Genomic DNA, 15,816 nt, shown 5'->3' with positions numbered 1-15,816 from the left:
TTTACTCCTTTATCATAGTATTTAATAAATTTGTCATATCGCTTACTATCTCTTCTATAGTGCGTTCGCCATTGATATTGCGAAGTAGTGATTTTGAGCTGTAAAAATCTCTAATCTCTTTAAGCGGAGCTAGATAAACCTTCATTCTATTATTAAAGACTTCATCATTGTCATCAGCTCCCCTAGCTCTGCCTAATACCCTCTCTCTTGCTACTTGTTCGCTTACATCTACTTCTATAACGCCACTTAGTTTGACATCACTACTATTTGATAGGACTTTGTCTAACTCCATCATCTGCTCTACACTTCTTGGATAGCCATCTATCAAGATATAGTCTGTGTGGCTAGATTTAATAGCTGAGATTATGGTATTTACCACTACATCTAGTGGTACTAGATTGCCTTTAGAGATGAAGCTATCTATCAAGCGACCAAGATCGCTACCACTAGCTACTTCAGCTCTTAAAAGATCGCCAGTAGAGTAGTGGCTAAATTTGGTATCATTTTTAGCAATTATACTAGCATCGGTTGTTTTGCCGCTGCCTGGAGCACCGATTATTAAAAATAGTTTTTTCATTACTTATCCTTTTCTCTTAATCTTAGTCCTAAATCTCTTAGCTGATGAGTATCTACGCTACTTGGAGCCTGAGTCATTAGACATGAGGCTTTTTGAGTTTTAGGGAAGGCTATTACATCACGAATGCTTGATGAGCCAGTAGCTAACATAATTAACCTATCTAAGCCTATGGCAAATCCACCATGAGCTGGCGCACCAAAGCTAAGAGCATCAAGTAAAAATCCGAATTTCTCTCTTTGCTCTTCTTCATCTATTTTAAGCAGTTTAAATACCTTTTGTTGAATATCGTTTTTGTGAATTCTAATACTTCCCCCACCAAGCTCAACGCCATTTAATACAACATCATAAGCGATACTTGTGATATCTTCTAAATTTGGCTCATCTGGATTGTTTGGCATTGTAAATGGATGGTGCATAGCTGAGTAGCTACCATCATCGTTTTGCTCAAACATAGGAAAATCTACAACCCATAAAAATTCCAAAGCCTTCTCATCTATAATGCCAAGCTCACCAGCTAAGAAAATTCTAAATCGCCCCATATAGTCTAAAACTGTCTTTTTATCCCCAACACCAAAGAATACGACATCTCCGACTTTGAGTTTTGTGCGAGAAACTAGCTCTTTTAGTTCGCTTGGTTCAAAAAATTTAACTAGCGGACCTTTTAAGCTAATTCCATCAAAATCTACGCAGTTATCTTGTCCGGCTGTATCTTTTGGATCTTTTATTTGGATAAATGCTAAGCCTTTAGCCCCAAATTTACGCACAAATTCCTCAAATCTTTGCATTTGGCGTTTGCTAAATATATTATCTCCATTAGGCACTTTTATAGCTTTGGCTCTATTTTTGCGTGGATCCTTTGCTGGAGTGCTGAAAATTTCATTATTTGATTTAGCAAAAATATCAATCACATCAATCATAGCTAGATCAAATCTAAGATCTGGCTTATCGCTACCATAAAGCTCCATAGCGTCTTTATAGCTCAATCTTTTAAATGGAATTTGGATATTATGCCCACAAGCTGCAAATATCTCTTTTAAAACCTCTTCGCCGACTTTCATCACATCTTCTTGATCGCAAAAGCTCATCTCTACATCGATTTGGGTAAATTCAGGCTGACGATCAGCTCTTAAATCCTCATCTCTAAAGCACCTTGCAATTTGAAAATACCTATCAAATCCAGCGCACATTAGTAGCTGTTTAAATAGCTGAGGGCTTTGAGGCAAGGCGTAGAATTCGCCAGGATGAACACGGCTAGGCACTAGATAATCCCTTGCGCCCTCAGGTGTAGCACGAGTTAGCATAGGGGTTTCAACCTCTAAAAATCCTAATCTATCAAGGGCATTTCTACACGCTATACTAGCCTTGGAGCGAAGTTGAAATTTGCTTAAATTATCTGGATTTCTTAAGTCTAAGAAGCGGTATTTAAGCCTAATATCTTCGCCAACATTGCTATCTGTAATGACAAAAGGTAGTGGCGCACTCTCATTTTCGATGATTAGCTCATCTATTACTACCTCAATTTCACCAGTTTTTAGCTTTGGATTAACCAAGCCTTCGCCTCTAGCTCTAATCTTTCCCTTAGCTCTTAATACATACTCATCTCTAACTTTTGAGGCGATTTCGTGGGCTGATTTACTATCTGCTGGATCGCATACAAGCTGTATAATTCCACTTCTATCACGCAAATCTATAAATATAACGCCTCCGTGGTCTCTGTATGAATTTACCCAACCACATAGATTAACATTTTTACCAATATCTTTTGCGTCTAAGTCGGTGCAGTAATGACTACGCATATTAATCCTTTCGTTTATAAAAAGCCGCCATTATACATTAAAATTTATAAAAATTTTATTAGAAATTTTGACTAGTAATTGGTTAAAGTTAAATTTAGGTTTTAAAATATAGTTTATATTTATGTTTTTTTGTGTAAAATTTGGATTACGGAGAGTGTAATGTCTAAAATTCATAAAAATCTAAATATTATAGCGATCACAACAAGGGATCCAATAGAGCAAAAAGACGCTCTAGTTAAGATTGTAAAGATTATAAAAAGTCGCTCAATTGATGTGATATTTGAGTCGCATGTGGCTAAAATAATTGGCGTAGATGGCTTTGAATTTAAAGATTTAATATCAAAAGCTAAGGTGATAATATCCCTTGGAGGAGATGGTAATTTCATAGCTACATGCAGACGAGTAGCACAAAGTGAAATTTATGTATATGGGGTTCATACTGGACATTTGGGCTTCTTGACAGATTCTACTTTGGATAAATTTGGGGAATTTTTGGATCAATTTTTAAGCGGAATTTATGATATTGAGCGTCCATATATGCTTAGGGCAAATTTCAATAAAAATGGCAAGATAACTACAAAATTAGCCTTTAATGATATTGTTTTAATGCGTAAAAAGATTGATACTACTTCTCATATTGATGCTTTTTTAAACTCAAAGCACTTTAACTCATACTTTGGCGATGGGGTGATAATCAGCTCTGCGATGGGCTCGACTGCTTATAATATGAGTGCTGGAGGGCCAATTATCCATCCTTTATGTGATGCTTATAGCGTTACGCCGATTTGTTCGCATAGTCTTACTCAAAGACCGCTTGTCTTACCTAGAGAGTTTAGATTGGAGTTTAGAAGTAATGATGATATAGTGGTTTTAATAGATGGTCAAGATAGATTGGATTTGATTGAATTTGATAGCGTGGATATTGGTGTGAGCGATATTAGAGTTAATCTGCTTAGGCATCAAGGGCGGGACTATTTTGGTGTTTTAAAAGAGAAATTAAGATGGGGTCAGCAGTGATAGAGAGAATTTATCTTAAAGATTATTTAAGTTTTGATGAATTAGAGCTTAAATTTGGCTCTGGGCTTAGCGTATTTACTGGTGTTAGTGGTGCGGGTAAAAGCGTTTTAATGGGGGCAATTTTAAGCGTTTTTGGCTATAAAGATAGCGATGCTAGGCTTATTGAAGCTGATGTGGAGTGTAAGCTTGGGCTTGATGAGTTTGGGATTGAAGAAGATAGTATAAACTGCTTTAAACTTCTAAAAGATAAGAGCACAAGATACTTTATAAATAACCAATCAATATCGAAAAAAAATCTAAATTTGATCGCTAATCGCCATTTAAAATATCTAAGTGCTAAGGATATTGAGGAGTTTGAAAATTCTAGATTGATTGGAATTTTAGATATTTTAGCTAGTAAAAAATCTAAAAATTATAGTGAAAATTTGGCTAAATTTAAGGAAAAATTTAATGAATTTTTAACTCTTAAAAAGGAGCTTGATAAGATAAATGAAGAAGAGAAAAAGATCGATGAGCTTAAAGAATTTGCTAAATTCGAGATAGAAAAGATCGAGCAGATAAATCCGAAAATAGGCGAATTTGATGAACTTAACTCTATAAAGAAGCGACTTAGCAAAAAAGATAAGATACAAGAGGCGTGGAGCAAGGCTGAGATGATATTTGCTTATGAAAAAGCAGTGATTGATGCTTTAAATATTAGCGATATTGATAGCGGGTTTTTTAGCGATGCTTTAAATGAGCTTAAAATTGCTAAAAGTAGCGTGGATTTTGATGAATTTGAAGGGTTCGATATAGAAGAGCTTTTAGATCGCATTGAGAGTTTAAATGGGTTGATTAAGCGGTATGGGAGTATAGAAGAGTGCCTAGAGATCTTACAAAAGAGAAAGGCCGAACTAGCTCATTATGAAAATATCGAGTTTCAAAAATCTGATTTGAGTATGAAATTTACTAGGCTTTTAAGCGAATTAGAAAATATCTCAAATACCATCACAAAAGAGCGAAGCAAGTCTGTAAAAGAGCTAGAAACTATGGTAAATGGATACTTAAAAGATCTATATATGGATAGGGTGGATATAAATTTAAATAGCAAGAATATGGATATAAATGGTGCTGATTTGGTAGATATAAATTTAAATAGCTCAAATTTAAAAACTCTAAGTAGCGGAGAGATAAACCGCTTAAGACTTGCATTTATCGCCAGTGAAGCTAAGATTAGCGGTCTTGGGGGCGGGGTTTTGATACTTGATGAGATAGATGCGAATTTAAGCGGGAAGGAGGCTATGAGTATAGCAAATGTGCTTATAGAACTATCAAATTTATATCAAATTTTTGCCATCTCTCATCAGCCACAGCTAAGCTCTAAGGCTCATCATCACTTCTTAGTCCAAAAAGACGCTAAAGGCTCTAGCGTAAAAGAGCTTAATATAGATGAAAGAGTGATGGAGTTATCTCGTATGATAAGTGGAGAGAGTATCACGCAAGAGGCTACTGAATTTGCTAAAAAGCTACTTATTTAATGAGCTTTAAAGTCAAATTTGAGTATAATCGGCGACAAAAATTATTAATTATGGGGTTGTAATGCGCGAGAGAGTCTTGATAGTTGAGGATAATAAATCCTTAGCCAAACTAATAGCTAAAAAGATGAATGCCAATGTAGATATGGATGTTGTAGTGGCACATAGTTACGCACAGGCCGTAGATGCTATTGAGGATAATGATGACTTTTTTATCGCTTTGCTTGATCTAAATTTACCCGATGCACCAGATGGGGAGATTGTAGATTATGTCTTATCTAAAAATATTTTAGCCATTATCCTTACTGGTAGCGTAGATGAGAATTTAAAAAAAATCTTTACTCAAAAAAATATAGTTGATTATGTATTAAAAGATAGCTTAGATGCTATTAATTATATATTTGATACCATAAATAGACTATGTAAAAACCGCAATCACAAAGTTATGATAGTTGAGCCATCTATGGGGGTGAGAAATCAGCTAAAAGAGATCTTAAATTCACAGCTTTATAAGGTCTTTACCGCAGCTCATGGCGAAGAGGCGTTAAACTACTTAAATGATAATCCAGATATTAAGCTTATATTAACAGCATATAATATGCCAGTTATTGATGGCTTTGAGCTAATGCGTCAAATTCGCCAAACTAAGAATAAAAATAGCCTAGGATTAATAGCAGTAGCTAGTAGTGATAATGATGTAGCGGCTAAATTTTTGAAAAATGGCGCTAATGATTTTATATCTATTCCTTTTAGCAAAGAGGAGATAATATATAGAGTTGATAGCAATCTTAAGGCTATGCAAGATGAGATAGATATTCAAATGTATAAAAAATATGACCCATCAACTAAGCTATTTAATAGAAGATATTTCTTTGCTTATGCTAAGAGCTTAGCAGCAAGAAGTGGTGAATTTGGCATTGCTATTATCGATATAGATGGATTAAGAGCGATTAATGCTAAGTTTGGCTTTGAGCTTTGTGATAGGGTTATTATGCATGTTGCATCTATATTAAAAAGCGAGTTAAAAGGTATGGTGGTAGCTAGGCTTAGCGGTGGCGAATTTGGAGTGATATTTGATAAAATTGGCTTTGATGAGGCTATAAAAGTTATGGCGCATATTAGATCAAAGATTGCTAATCTTGCTATATCTTCAGTAACGCCTACAATATCAGTTGGCATTTGTAGTTTTGATACTAATATTAAATTTGACCAAGCAATAATGAATGGCTACAAAGCCTTACAAAAAGCCAAAAAAAATGGCAAGAATAGGGTGGAGATTTTATGATTATAGATACACATTGCCATTTAGATGATGCTAGGTATGATGATGATATAAGTAGCGTGATAAAAAACGCTTTTGATAATAAAGTAGGCAAGATTATCATCCCTGGGGCCGATATAAAGGATTTGCCAAAGGCTGCAAAAATAGCAAATTCATATGAAAATATCTACTTCGCAGCTGGAGTTCATCCATATGAGATAGATGGATATGATGAGAGTGTAATTTATGAATTTGCTAAGGATAAAAAGTGCGTTGCTATCGGCGAGTGTGGGCTGGATTATTTTAGACTTCCTGAAGTTGATGTAGAGCAATATAAGGCTAGACAAAAAGATATTTTCATCACTCAAATCAAACTAGCAATTGAGTTAAAGCTTCCACTTATTGTGCATATTAGAGATGCGAATGAAGATAGCTTAAAAATATTAAAAGAGTATAAAAATGAGCTAGTTGGCGGAGTTTTACACTGCTTTAATGCTAGTCCTATTTTGCTTGAGCTTAGTAGCAAATTTTACTATGGCATTGGTGGGGTTTTAACCTTTAAAAATGGCAAGAAATTAACCCAAATTTTACCAAAAATCCCGCTAAATAGGCTTTTAATAGAAACTGACGCTCCATATCTTACTCCTGAGCCTTATAGGGGCAAGAGAAATGAGCCAGCATTTACCACCTTTGTAGCTGATAAGATGGCTGAAATTTTATCTATGAATAAAGATGAGATTGTGGATTTAACTACGCAAAACGCAAGTAGATTATTTGGAATTTAAGGAGAGAAATGAGAGTAGTATTAGTAGTTTTATCTATATTTTTTACCTGTAATTACTCATTTGGATTTATGGTCTCAAGCGATAATTTTAAAAAAGAGATTAAGATATTAAAAGAGCTTGATATTGATCCAAAATATATTAATGATGAGTATTTTTTGCAGTTAAAAAATAGCAGAATGGACACAACAAAACAAGAATTTATAAACACAATAACAAAAGAGTATAAACACGCTGCTATAATCAAAGATGTATTAAAGCAAAGAGGTGCTCCAAATTCACTATTGTATCTTGCTATAGTGGAGTCTAAGCTATCAAATAGAGCCACATCTGGAGCTAAGGCAGCTGGAATTTGGCAGTTTATCCCAAGCACGGCTAAATTGCATAATTTAAATATAGATAAATATGTAGATGAAAGGCGAGATCCTCTTCAAGCTACCAATGCTGCGATTGATTATTTGCAAAGATTAAAAGATAGATTTGGCAAGTGGTATTTAGCAATTTTGGCTTATAATGCTGGAGAGGGCAAGTTAAGCAGAGCTATAAAAATAGCTGGTAGTGATGATATTAAGGTTTTGCTTGACCCAAAACAAAAATATCTCTCACTTGAGACAAGAAATTATCTTCGTAAAATTATAATGATGGCATATGTGGCAAATGATAGAGATTTTTTGATCTCTACAGATAGCTCTATGTTAAATTCAGCCACATATATAGGCATTGAAAGGGTTGAAATCCCAGGTGGAATCAGCCTTCATGATGTGGCCTCAACCATAGGATTTAGCGTAGATAAATTAAGTAAATATAATACTCATTTAAGATATAGCTTTACTCCGCCAAATAGAGATAAATACTATATCTATATCCCAACGATAAAAAAAGAGGAGTTTTTAGCCAGATATAAAGCTGGTGAGAAGACTAAAATTTACAATACCAAAAAGGGCGATACATTTGAGATAATTGCCAAAAAATTAGATATTAAAACAAGCGATATTAAAAGATATAATAATATAAAACAGATAAAAGCAAACTACAAACTAGCACTCCCAGCAAACGCTAAGACCATTTATGAATATCAGGTCAAAAAAGGGGATACGCTAGGAGCTATATCTCGTAAATTCGGGGTAGAAGTATCAGATATAATAAAGGCAAATAGTAAAACAAATATGAAATTAGCAATAGGAGAAAACCTTGTCATACCACATTAAAATATCACTAGCCACATTAGCGGCGTTAGTTTTTGCTGGTTGTTCTACAATGAGCATTCCATACTACTCAAGCTCAGACTTTGAGAGCACACCAAATACGAGTAAAAGCACTCAAGAAGCCACTATGAGGCCTTATACCATCAATGGCAAAACATACTACCCAACGGTTGTAGAAGTAGGCGATAGCGCTACTGGAATTGCGAGTTGGTATGGGCCAAATTTCCATGGCAAAAAGACAAGTAACGGAGAGATATATAATATGCACTCTCTAACAGCAGCTCACAAAACCCTTCCTATGAATACTATGGTTAAAGTAACAAGCCTAAAAAATGGCAAAACAACGATAGTAAGAATCAACGATAGAGGTCCATTTGTATCTGGTAGGATAATAGATCTATCAAAAGCAGCCGCTACTGAGATTAGTATGATAGCTGATGGGACAGCACCGGTTAGACTTGAGGTTGTTGGATTTTATGGTCAAGTTGAGACCCCAGCTAATAAAACAGCTAAAACTCACACATATACAGGCGGAAATTTTATAGTCCAAATTGGTGCATTTAGACGATTAGCTGGAGCTAATACTTATAAAACTCAATTTGATAATACAAATGGAATTTACAAAACTGCAGTTCGTGAATATACTTTGAATGGAGAGCCTATTTATAGGGTATTTTTAACTGGATTTAGAAGTGAGGCTGAGGCTCGTGATTTCATATCTAGCGGACAATTTAAGGGTGCGTTTATAGCTAGAGATTAGGAAATAAAATGATTAAAAAACAAAGAGCAACAAAAGAGACTAATATCAGCTTAGAGCTTGAAATTTATGGTAGTGGCAATAGCGATATAAGCACTGGAGTTGGCTTTTTTGACCATATGTTAAACGCACTTGCTAAGCACTCATTAATGGATATTAAACTTCATTGTAAAGGGGATTTATATATTGATGATCACCATAGCGTAGAAGATTGTGGTATTGTGCTTGGTCAAGCTTTAAAAGAGGCTTTATATCCGCTTGGAAGCGTGGAGAGATACGGCAATTCTGTTGTGGTGATGGATGAAGCAGCTGTGGAGTGTGCTTTGGATCTATCTAATCGTGCTTTTTTAATTTATAAATCTAAGATGAAGCCAAAAATAGGCAACTTTGATAGTGAGCTTGTTGAGGAGTTTTTTAGAGCTTTGGCGATGAATGCTAATATAACTTTACACATTATAAAGCAAAGAGGTAGCAACTCTCATCACATAGCTGAAGCGACATTTAAGGCTTTTGCGGTAGCATTTCGCAGGGCTGTGGCTAAAAATGATAGAGTTGGAATTCCTAGCACCAAAGGCGTTTTATGATAGAGATAATATTTTTAGATGTTGATGGATGCCTTAGCGATGGGGGGATTTATAAAACTAATTGCGGCGATGAATTTAAAAGATTTGATGTCAAAGATGGATTTGCCATACAGCAGTGGAATCGCATGGGTAAAATTTCAGCCATAATCACAGGCAAAAGCTCACAAATTGTGGCTGATAGGGCTAAAGAGCTGGAGATAAAATACTGCTTTCAAGGCGTAAGTGATAAGCTATCTAAGGCTAAAGAGATTTTAGCTTTAGAGGGGTTAAATTTAGAAAACGCCGCAGCTATAGGTGATGATTTAAATGATATTAAGCTTTTAAAAAGTGTATCTATCAGCTTTGCTCCAAATGATGCTTTTGAGGCAGTTTGCCCTGATATAAAACTTACCAAAAATGGTGGTTATGGTGCTGTTAGAGAGATGATAGAGATTATCATTGATAGAGAAAATTTGCGTAGTGAGTGGATGAAGCGTTGGCTATAAGGATATTTTATTTTGCTGTTGCTATTTTTAGTATAAGCGTGGTAGTATTAATGCTACAAAGTCCATATGATATTAAAGCTAATATTAACAATATTAAAGTAGCCAATATGCAAGCTGATGAAGTGATAAGCTATGAGATGAATGCTACTGATATATATGCTAATTTTATCTCTAGTAGCGTTATAGCCTATGATGATTATAATAAATTTATTAATCCCAATGTAACCTTCATACATAAAGATAAACACAATATAAACGCCAAAGAAGCTATATATAAAGATAATAATATAACATTTATTAACGAAGTAAAATATATAAATTTAATTACTAATCTAAGATATAATTCTAATGAGATTATATATGATAATTCTACAAAAATACTACTAAGCAATCTCCCATTTGAACTATTACAAAATAGTGATAAAATACTAGGAAATAGCGTTATTTATGAGCTAGATAATAATTATATAACCGCAAAAGGAGTTAGGGGTTGGTTTTACAAATAGTTAGAGCTTTTATATTGGTGGCTATGATTTTTACTATGGCAAATTCAGACCAGATAGAAGTAAGTGCTGATAGCTTTTATGCCGATGAAAAAGCAGGTCTTGGGGAGCTTGTGGGAAATGTGGTTATAAAAAAGGGTAAAAGTGATACGCTAAGGGCAAATAGAGTTAAAATTTACTTTGATAAAAATCGCCAACCATACAAATATGAAGCCATTAGCAACGCTAAATTTGCTATATTATTAAATGGTAAAAATTATAATGGTAGTGGAGATTTGCTAACATATGATCCAAAAACTCAAATTTACACCCTAAAAGGCAATGCATTTTTACATGAGATTGATAGCGATAAGAAGATATTTGGCGATGAGATAGTTGTCAATCAATTAAATGGGGTTTATAATGTCAAAAGCAAGGATAAAGAGCCAGTTAAATTTATATTTCAGGTAGAAGAAAGATGAGAATTATTAACGCTAAGTTTTTACTCTCAGCCCAAGGGATTGATGGATTGCCTGAATTTGGCATTAGTGAGGTGGCATTTTTAGGTCGTAGTAATGTCGGTAAAAGCTCAATTATAAATGCTTTAACCAATCATAATAGCTTAGCAAAATCTAGCTCCACTCCAGGCAAAACTCAGCTAATAAACTGCTTTGAAGTTATAATTGATAATGAAGAAGAGAAAATTCCATTGATATTTGTCGATTTACCAGGATTTGGCTATGCTAAAGTAAGCAAGAGTATGCATAGTATTTGGCAGGAGAATTTAGATAGATATCTTAGGCAAAGGCTTAGCATTAAGGCGTTTATCCATCTTATAGACTCTAGACACGCAGGACTTCAAAAAGATGAGAATTTGGGACTATATCTTAGTGAATTTGCTAGAGCTGACCAAAGAGTATTAAATATTTATACAAAATCAGATAAGCTAAATCAAAGCCAAAAAGCACAACTTTTAAAGATTGATCCAAATGCTATTTTGGTCTCTAGTAGCAAAAAAACAGGTATAGATAAAGCGACAAAAGCGATATATAATGCAGTATTTGGTGTGAAATGATAGAGTATAAAAAAGCAAGATTAAAAGATATAAAAAGTATGCAAAATTTAGTTCGCCCCGAGGTAGAAAGTGGTGTAATTTTGCCTAGGAGCGATGATGAGATAGCTACAAATATCCGCTCATACACACTTGCCTTTGACGATGATAGGCTAATTGGATATAGCGCACTTCATATACACGCTGCTAATTTGGCTGAGATTAGAAGTTTGATAGTTGATCTTGACTATAGGGGTAAGAGCGTTGGTAGCAATATAGTAAAGGCTCTTTTAGATGAGGCTAAATCTATGGAGATAACGCAAGTTTTTACTCTTACTTATAGGAGTAGGTTTTTTGAGAATTTAGGATTTATCCAAATTCCCAAAGAGAGATTACCAGCGCAAAAGATTTGGGCTGATTGCATTAAATGTAAGCACTTTCTAGTATGCAACGAAATAGCATTAATTCGCAATCTCTAAGATTTAATTTATTTTGTATATCTATTGTAGTATATGAAATATTTAGCATTACTTCTGTGTTTTTGCCATCATTAATTGGGGTATTTTTTGCCTATTTGGTAATACTTAAAGATGAGCTAGATCGCACACTTGGGGTAAAAGATAAGAGATGGTATCTAAGTTTAGCCTTTTTGATATTTGCTGAGCAGTTAAATGGCTTTGAGTTTTGCTCCGTGATTTTGGCGTGGCTATTTTTTTACTATCTTATTAATGATTGGTTAAAGACAAATATAAAATGGAGAAAACTACTAATAACCATATATGTATTTTCAGGATATATCATTACTCTTGCTATGAGTAATATCGTGCTATATGTATTAAACCAGCCTAGAATGAAGCTAGATTATGAGTATTTGCTCTATGCTATTATAGAGTCATTGATTGCTCTTGTGATTTTTAGGGGGCGGATATTATGAGAATGACGATTGTTTATGGGATTATCATTTTTGTTTGGATTATCTTGCTTACAAGGGTGTATTATTTAAGCATTAAATCTAATGAATATTATGAGCAAATCGCTGAAAAAAACGCTATAAAAACAGAGTATATCGCTCCAGTTAGAGGGCAAATTCTAGATAGAAATGGTAATCCACTAGCTGTTAATAAACTTGGATTTGAAATATCGATTAGACCGCACCTTAGGCGAAATATTAACACTTTAGATGATGAGATAAATTTTATTATATCGATATTCCCAGACCTAAATGCCACAAAACTCAAAAGAGAGTATATAAAAAATGACTCGCCATATTCGCAAGATTTTGTAAATGTTGTGAATTTTTTGGCTTATGATAGGGTTTTGCCGCATTTTGCTAGATTAAATTTGCGTGATAATATAGAGGTAAATCCAGTATCCATTCGCCACTATCCATTTGGGGATTTAGCTAGTCATGTAATAGGATATGTGGGTAGAGCAAATTTAAAAGATATAGATATTAATCCAATCTCAAAGCTTACAAATTACACTGGTAGGAGTGGAGTTGAGAGGTATTATAATGAGATTTTACAAGGGGTAGAGGGGCAAAGGGTTACTAAGGTAACGGCTCTAAATAAGATTGTAGAAGAGGTTGGATATACTAAGCCAAGTAGCCTTGATATTACTCTTACTATAGATTTGGAGTTGCAAAAATATCTATATGAGGCCTTTGATAGACCAGCTGGAGCGGTGATCGTGATGGATGCTTTAGATGGATCTATTTTGGCTGCGGCTAGCCTTCCTGAGTATGATTTAAATAAATTTGTAACAGGAATTAGCCAAAGCGATTGGAATGAGATGATGAATAGTCCAGACCATCCATTTACAAATAAGCTTGTAAATGCTCTTTATCCGCCTGGAAGTGTTGTCAAAATGGCTATGGGTATGGCGTTTTTTGAAAGTGGGAAAATCTCTCCTACTACAAGATTGCTTTGTGATCCATATTTTGAGCTAGGTGATAGGAAATTTAGAAATTGGAAAAATTATGGCTCTGAGATGATGACTATAGTAGAGGCTTTGCGTGATAGTTGTGATACATATTTTTATCGTGGTGCTTATAATGTAGGCATAGATGTTATAGCGCCAGTGTTAAGAAGGTATGGTTTTGGGGTAAAATCTGGTGTGGATTTGCCAAATGAGTATATAGGTATAGTCCCAGATATGCAATGGAAAAAGAGTAGATTAAATCAGCCATGGTATCAAGGCGATACTATAAATACTAGCATAGGTCAAGGTAGCTTTTTAGCCACACCAATGCAAGTAGCTAGGGATACGGCGATATTTGCTATGGGATATGATGTAACTCCGCATTTTCTTAATAGTGTTGATAAGGTAGAGCAAGAGTGGATAGGTAGTGATATTTTAACACAGAAGGAAAAATCAGCCCTAAAATATATAAGAGAAGGAATGCACGCAGTAGCTAATATCCCAGGTGGGACTGGCTTTAGAGTATTAAGCCCTTCTAAGGTTATTATCGCAGCTAAATCAGGAACGGCTCAAGTAGTGGGGATTAGCCAAGAGGATAAAGAGCGGATTAAAGAAGCTGATATGGAGTATTATGAACGCTCACACGCATGGATGACAGGATATGCTCCATATGAAAATCCTAGATATGTCGTAACTGTATTAGTAGAGCATGGTGCAAGTGGTGGTGGAGCAGCAGGGCCGATACTATCTAGAATTTTTGATAAGCTTGCTGATATGGGCTATATAGATGAAAAATATCTAAAAAAACGAAAATAATATAAAGGAGATGAGTTGGACTTTACTACATATTTAGCCATTGGATTATATTTTGGGGTGCTTTTGGTAATTGGGCGTTTAGCGTATAATAAAAAGTCAAATTTAAATGAGTACTTGCTAGATAACCGCTCCTTAGGGCCATTTATAACCGCACTTAGTGCTGGGGCTAGTGATATGAGTGGATGGATGTTGCTTGGGCTTCCTGGGGCTTTATATCTTAGTGGGATTTGTAATGCTTGGATAGCTATTGGACTTAGCGTTGGTGCGTGGGCGAATTACAAATATCTTGCTAGTAGGCTTAGAGTATATACTGAAATTTCAGGCGATAGCATTACTATTCCAGATTATTTAGAGAATAGATTTAAAGATAGAACTAAGGTTTTACGCATTATTTCTGGTATTTTTATCCTTGTATTTTATACGCTTTATGTCAGTAGTGGGATTATTGCTGGCGGCAAGACATTTGAGAGCTTTTTTGGTTTGAATTTTGCTTTTGGGGCTGGAGTTACACTTTTTATAGTTGTATTTTATACATTTTTTGGTGGATTTAAGGCAGTTTGTCTTACAGATGCGTTTCAAGGGATTTTAATGTTTTTAGTGCTTGTGCTTATCCCTTTGGTGGCCTATTTTAGTATTGAAATTCCACAAAATTCAAGCTTCTTATCCCTTTTAAATCAGTATAGCAAAGAGGCAAATTCAAACCACTTAGATATATTTGCAGGGCAGACATTTTTAGGTATTTTGGGATTGCTTGCTTGGGGATTTGGCTACTTTGGACAGCCACATATAATTGTCAGATTTATGGCTATTAGAGATGCAAAAGAGCTTGTTTTAGCCAGAAGAATTGGGATTTCGTGGATGGTAATTGGCTTGGTTGGGGCTATGGCTAGTGGTCTTATAGGTTTTGTATATTTTTCTCAAAATGGCAATCCTTTATCTGATCCAGAAACTGTGTTTTTAAAGCTTGGCGATACTCTATTTCACCCTTTTATCGTAGGAGTTATTATATCAGCTGTTCTTGCGGCTATTATGAGTACTATCTCATCGCAACTTTTAGTTAGTGCTAGTTCGGTTACTAGGGATTTTATATTTGCATTTTATAAGCACGAAGTAAGCCCTAAAGCACAAGTATTAACAGGTAGAATTTCAGTTGTATTAGTAGCGGTGATTGCTACATTTATCGGGTTTAACTCTAGTGATACGGTTCTTGGAGTGGTGGGTAATGCTTGGGCTGGATTTGGTGCGAGTTTTGGGCCAGTTTTGCTATTTAGCTTATATTCAAGGCATATGAGTGCGCTTTCTGCTTTAGCTGGTATAATCACTGGAGGCGTAACGGTGCTGCTATGGATACTTTTTGGGCTATCAAGCGTGGTTTATGAGCTATTGCCTGGATTTTTACTATCATCTCTTGTAATATGGCTGGTAAATCGCTATAATAATATGCTCAAAAAGATGTCGCAAGAGCCGAATTTATCAGTGATTGATGATGAATTTAATAAAATGAAAGATAGGCAAATTTAAATTTATACTTTGGAGTTGTTTTATATAGATTTAAGGAATTATTTTATA

General features: G+C 34.9%; 17 protein-coding genes. 15 read left to right on the top strand and 2 right to left on the bottom strand.

Features of this window, described 5'->3' with window-relative positions; all coding sequences use genetic code 11:
- Position 1 precedes the first annotated feature (1 nt).
- A complete protein-coding gene (locus CSUIS_RS05745; protein WP_086293327.1) occupies positions 2 to 577 on the bottom strand; it encodes an adenylate kinase in 576 nt (191 codons plus the stop codon).
- Positions 577 to 2,373, bottom strand: coding sequence for an aspartate--tRNA ligase (gene aspS, locus CSUIS_RS05740; protein WP_086293325.1), 1,797 nt, complete (start codon positions 2,371 to 2,373; stop codon positions 577 to 579). Before aspS ends, CSUIS_RS05745 begins: the two co-directional genes overlap by 1 nt.
- A gap of 159 nt (positions 2,374 to 2,532) precedes the next feature.
- Between aspS and CSUIS_RS05735 the strand changes: the two genes are divergently transcribed.
- The 15 genes from CSUIS_RS05735 to putP all read left to right on the top strand — a co-directional run bounded on the left by CSUIS_RS05735 (position 2,533) and on the right by putP (position 15,768).
- A complete protein-coding gene (locus CSUIS_RS05735) occupies positions 2,533 to 3,390 on the top strand; it encodes an NAD(+) kinase (RefSeq protein WP_086293323.1) in 858 nt (285 codons plus the stop codon).
- Entirely contained in the window at positions 3,387 to 4,907 is a 1,521-nt protein-coding gene (locus CSUIS_RS05730) for an AAA family ATPase (protein ID WP_086297792.1), read from the top strand. The genes CSUIS_RS05735 and CSUIS_RS05730 overlap by 4 nt, the downstream gene beginning before the upstream one ends.
- 61 nt (positions 4,908 to 4,968) lie before the next feature.
- A complete protein-coding gene (locus CSUIS_RS05725) occupies positions 4,969 to 6,189 on the top strand; it encodes a GGDEF domain-containing response regulator (RefSeq protein ID WP_086237212.1) in 1,221 nt (406 codons plus the stop codon).
- Positions 6,186 to 6,950 (top strand): TatD family hydrolase, encoded by a 765-nt coding sequence (locus CSUIS_RS05720; RefSeq protein WP_086297789.1) that lies wholly within the window; start codon positions 6,186 to 6,188, stop codon positions 6,948 to 6,950. The genes CSUIS_RS05725 and CSUIS_RS05720 overlap by 4 nt, the downstream gene beginning before the upstream one ends.
- Positions 6,951 to 6,958: 8 nt before the next feature.
- A complete protein-coding gene (locus CSUIS_RS05715) occupies positions 6,959 to 8,155 on the top strand; it encodes a transglycosylase SLT domain-containing protein (RefSeq protein WP_086237210.1) in 1,197 nt (398 codons plus the stop codon).
- 49 nt (positions 8,156 to 8,204) lie between these two features.
- Positions 8,205 to 8,912, top strand: a complete 708-nt coding sequence (locus tag CSUIS_RS05710) for a septal ring lytic transglycosylase RlpA family protein (RefSeq protein ID WP_086237282.1) — start codon at positions 8,205 to 8,207, stop codon at positions 8,910 to 8,912.
- A gap of 8 nt (positions 8,913 to 8,920) precedes the next feature.
- Positions 8,921 to 9,493 carry an imidazoleglycerol-phosphate dehydratase HisB gene (hisB, locus tag CSUIS_RS05705; protein ID WP_086297786.1) on the top strand — a complete coding sequence of 191 codons (573 nt, stop codon included), beginning with the start codon at positions 8,921 to 8,923 and terminating at the stop codon, positions 9,491 to 9,493.
- A complete protein-coding gene (locus tag CSUIS_RS05700; RefSeq protein WP_086237208.1) occupies positions 9,490 to 9,978 on the top strand; it encodes a KdsC family phosphatase in 489 nt (162 codons plus the stop codon). The genes hisB and CSUIS_RS05700 overlap by 4 nt, the downstream gene beginning before the upstream one ends.
- Complete coding sequence (locus CSUIS_RS05695; protein ID WP_141082456.1) at positions 9,957 to 10,484, top strand: hypothetical protein; 528 nt, start codon at positions 9,957 to 9,959, stop codon at positions 10,482 to 10,484. Before CSUIS_RS05700 ends, CSUIS_RS05695 begins: the two co-directional genes overlap by 22 nt.
- Positions 10,469 to 10,942, top strand: a complete 474-nt coding sequence (gene lptA / locus CSUIS_RS05690; RefSeq protein ID WP_236847916.1) for a lipopolysaccharide transport periplasmic protein LptA — start codon at positions 10,469 to 10,471, stop codon at positions 10,940 to 10,942. Before CSUIS_RS05695 ends, lptA begins: the two co-directional genes overlap by 16 nt.
- Positions 10,939 to 11,535 (top strand): ribosome biogenesis GTP-binding protein YihA/YsxC, encoded by a 597-nt coding sequence (gene yihA / locus CSUIS_RS05685; RefSeq protein WP_086297783.1) that lies wholly within the window; start codon positions 10,939 to 10,941, stop codon positions 11,533 to 11,535. Before lptA ends, yihA begins: the two co-directional genes overlap by 4 nt.
- Positions 11,532 to 11,990, top strand: a complete 459-nt coding sequence (locus CSUIS_RS05680; RefSeq protein WP_086297780.1) for an N-acetyltransferase — start codon at positions 11,532 to 11,534, stop codon at positions 11,988 to 11,990. The genes yihA and CSUIS_RS05680 overlap by 4 nt, the downstream gene beginning before the upstream one ends.
- Positions 11,957 to 12,445, top strand: a complete 489-nt coding sequence (locus tag CSUIS_RS05675) for a hypothetical protein (RefSeq protein ID WP_086237204.1) — start codon at positions 11,957 to 11,959, stop codon at positions 12,443 to 12,445. Before CSUIS_RS05680 ends, CSUIS_RS05675 begins: the two co-directional genes overlap by 34 nt.
- Entirely contained in the window at positions 12,442 to 14,247 is a 1,806-nt protein-coding gene (mrdA, locus tag CSUIS_RS05670; RefSeq protein WP_086297777.1) for a penicillin-binding protein 2, read from the top strand. The genes CSUIS_RS05675 and mrdA overlap by 4 nt, the downstream gene beginning before the upstream one ends.
- Positions 14,248 to 14,262: 15 nt before the next feature.
- Positions 14,263 to 15,768 carry a sodium/proline symporter PutP gene (putP, locus tag CSUIS_RS05665; protein ID WP_086297774.1) on the top strand — a complete coding sequence of 502 codons (1,506 nt, stop codon included), beginning with the start codon at positions 14,263 to 14,265 and terminating at the stop codon, positions 15,766 to 15,768.
- Positions 15,769 to 15,816 lie beyond the last annotated feature (48 nt).

The organism is Campylobacter porcelli (assembly GCF_002139855.1).
Classification (GTDB): domain Bacteria; phylum Campylobacterota; class Campylobacteria; order Campylobacterales; family Campylobacteraceae; genus Campylobacter; species Campylobacter porcelli.
Note: the sequence above shows the minus strand (reverse complement) of the source record. Positions and strands in the feature narration are given on the sequence as shown.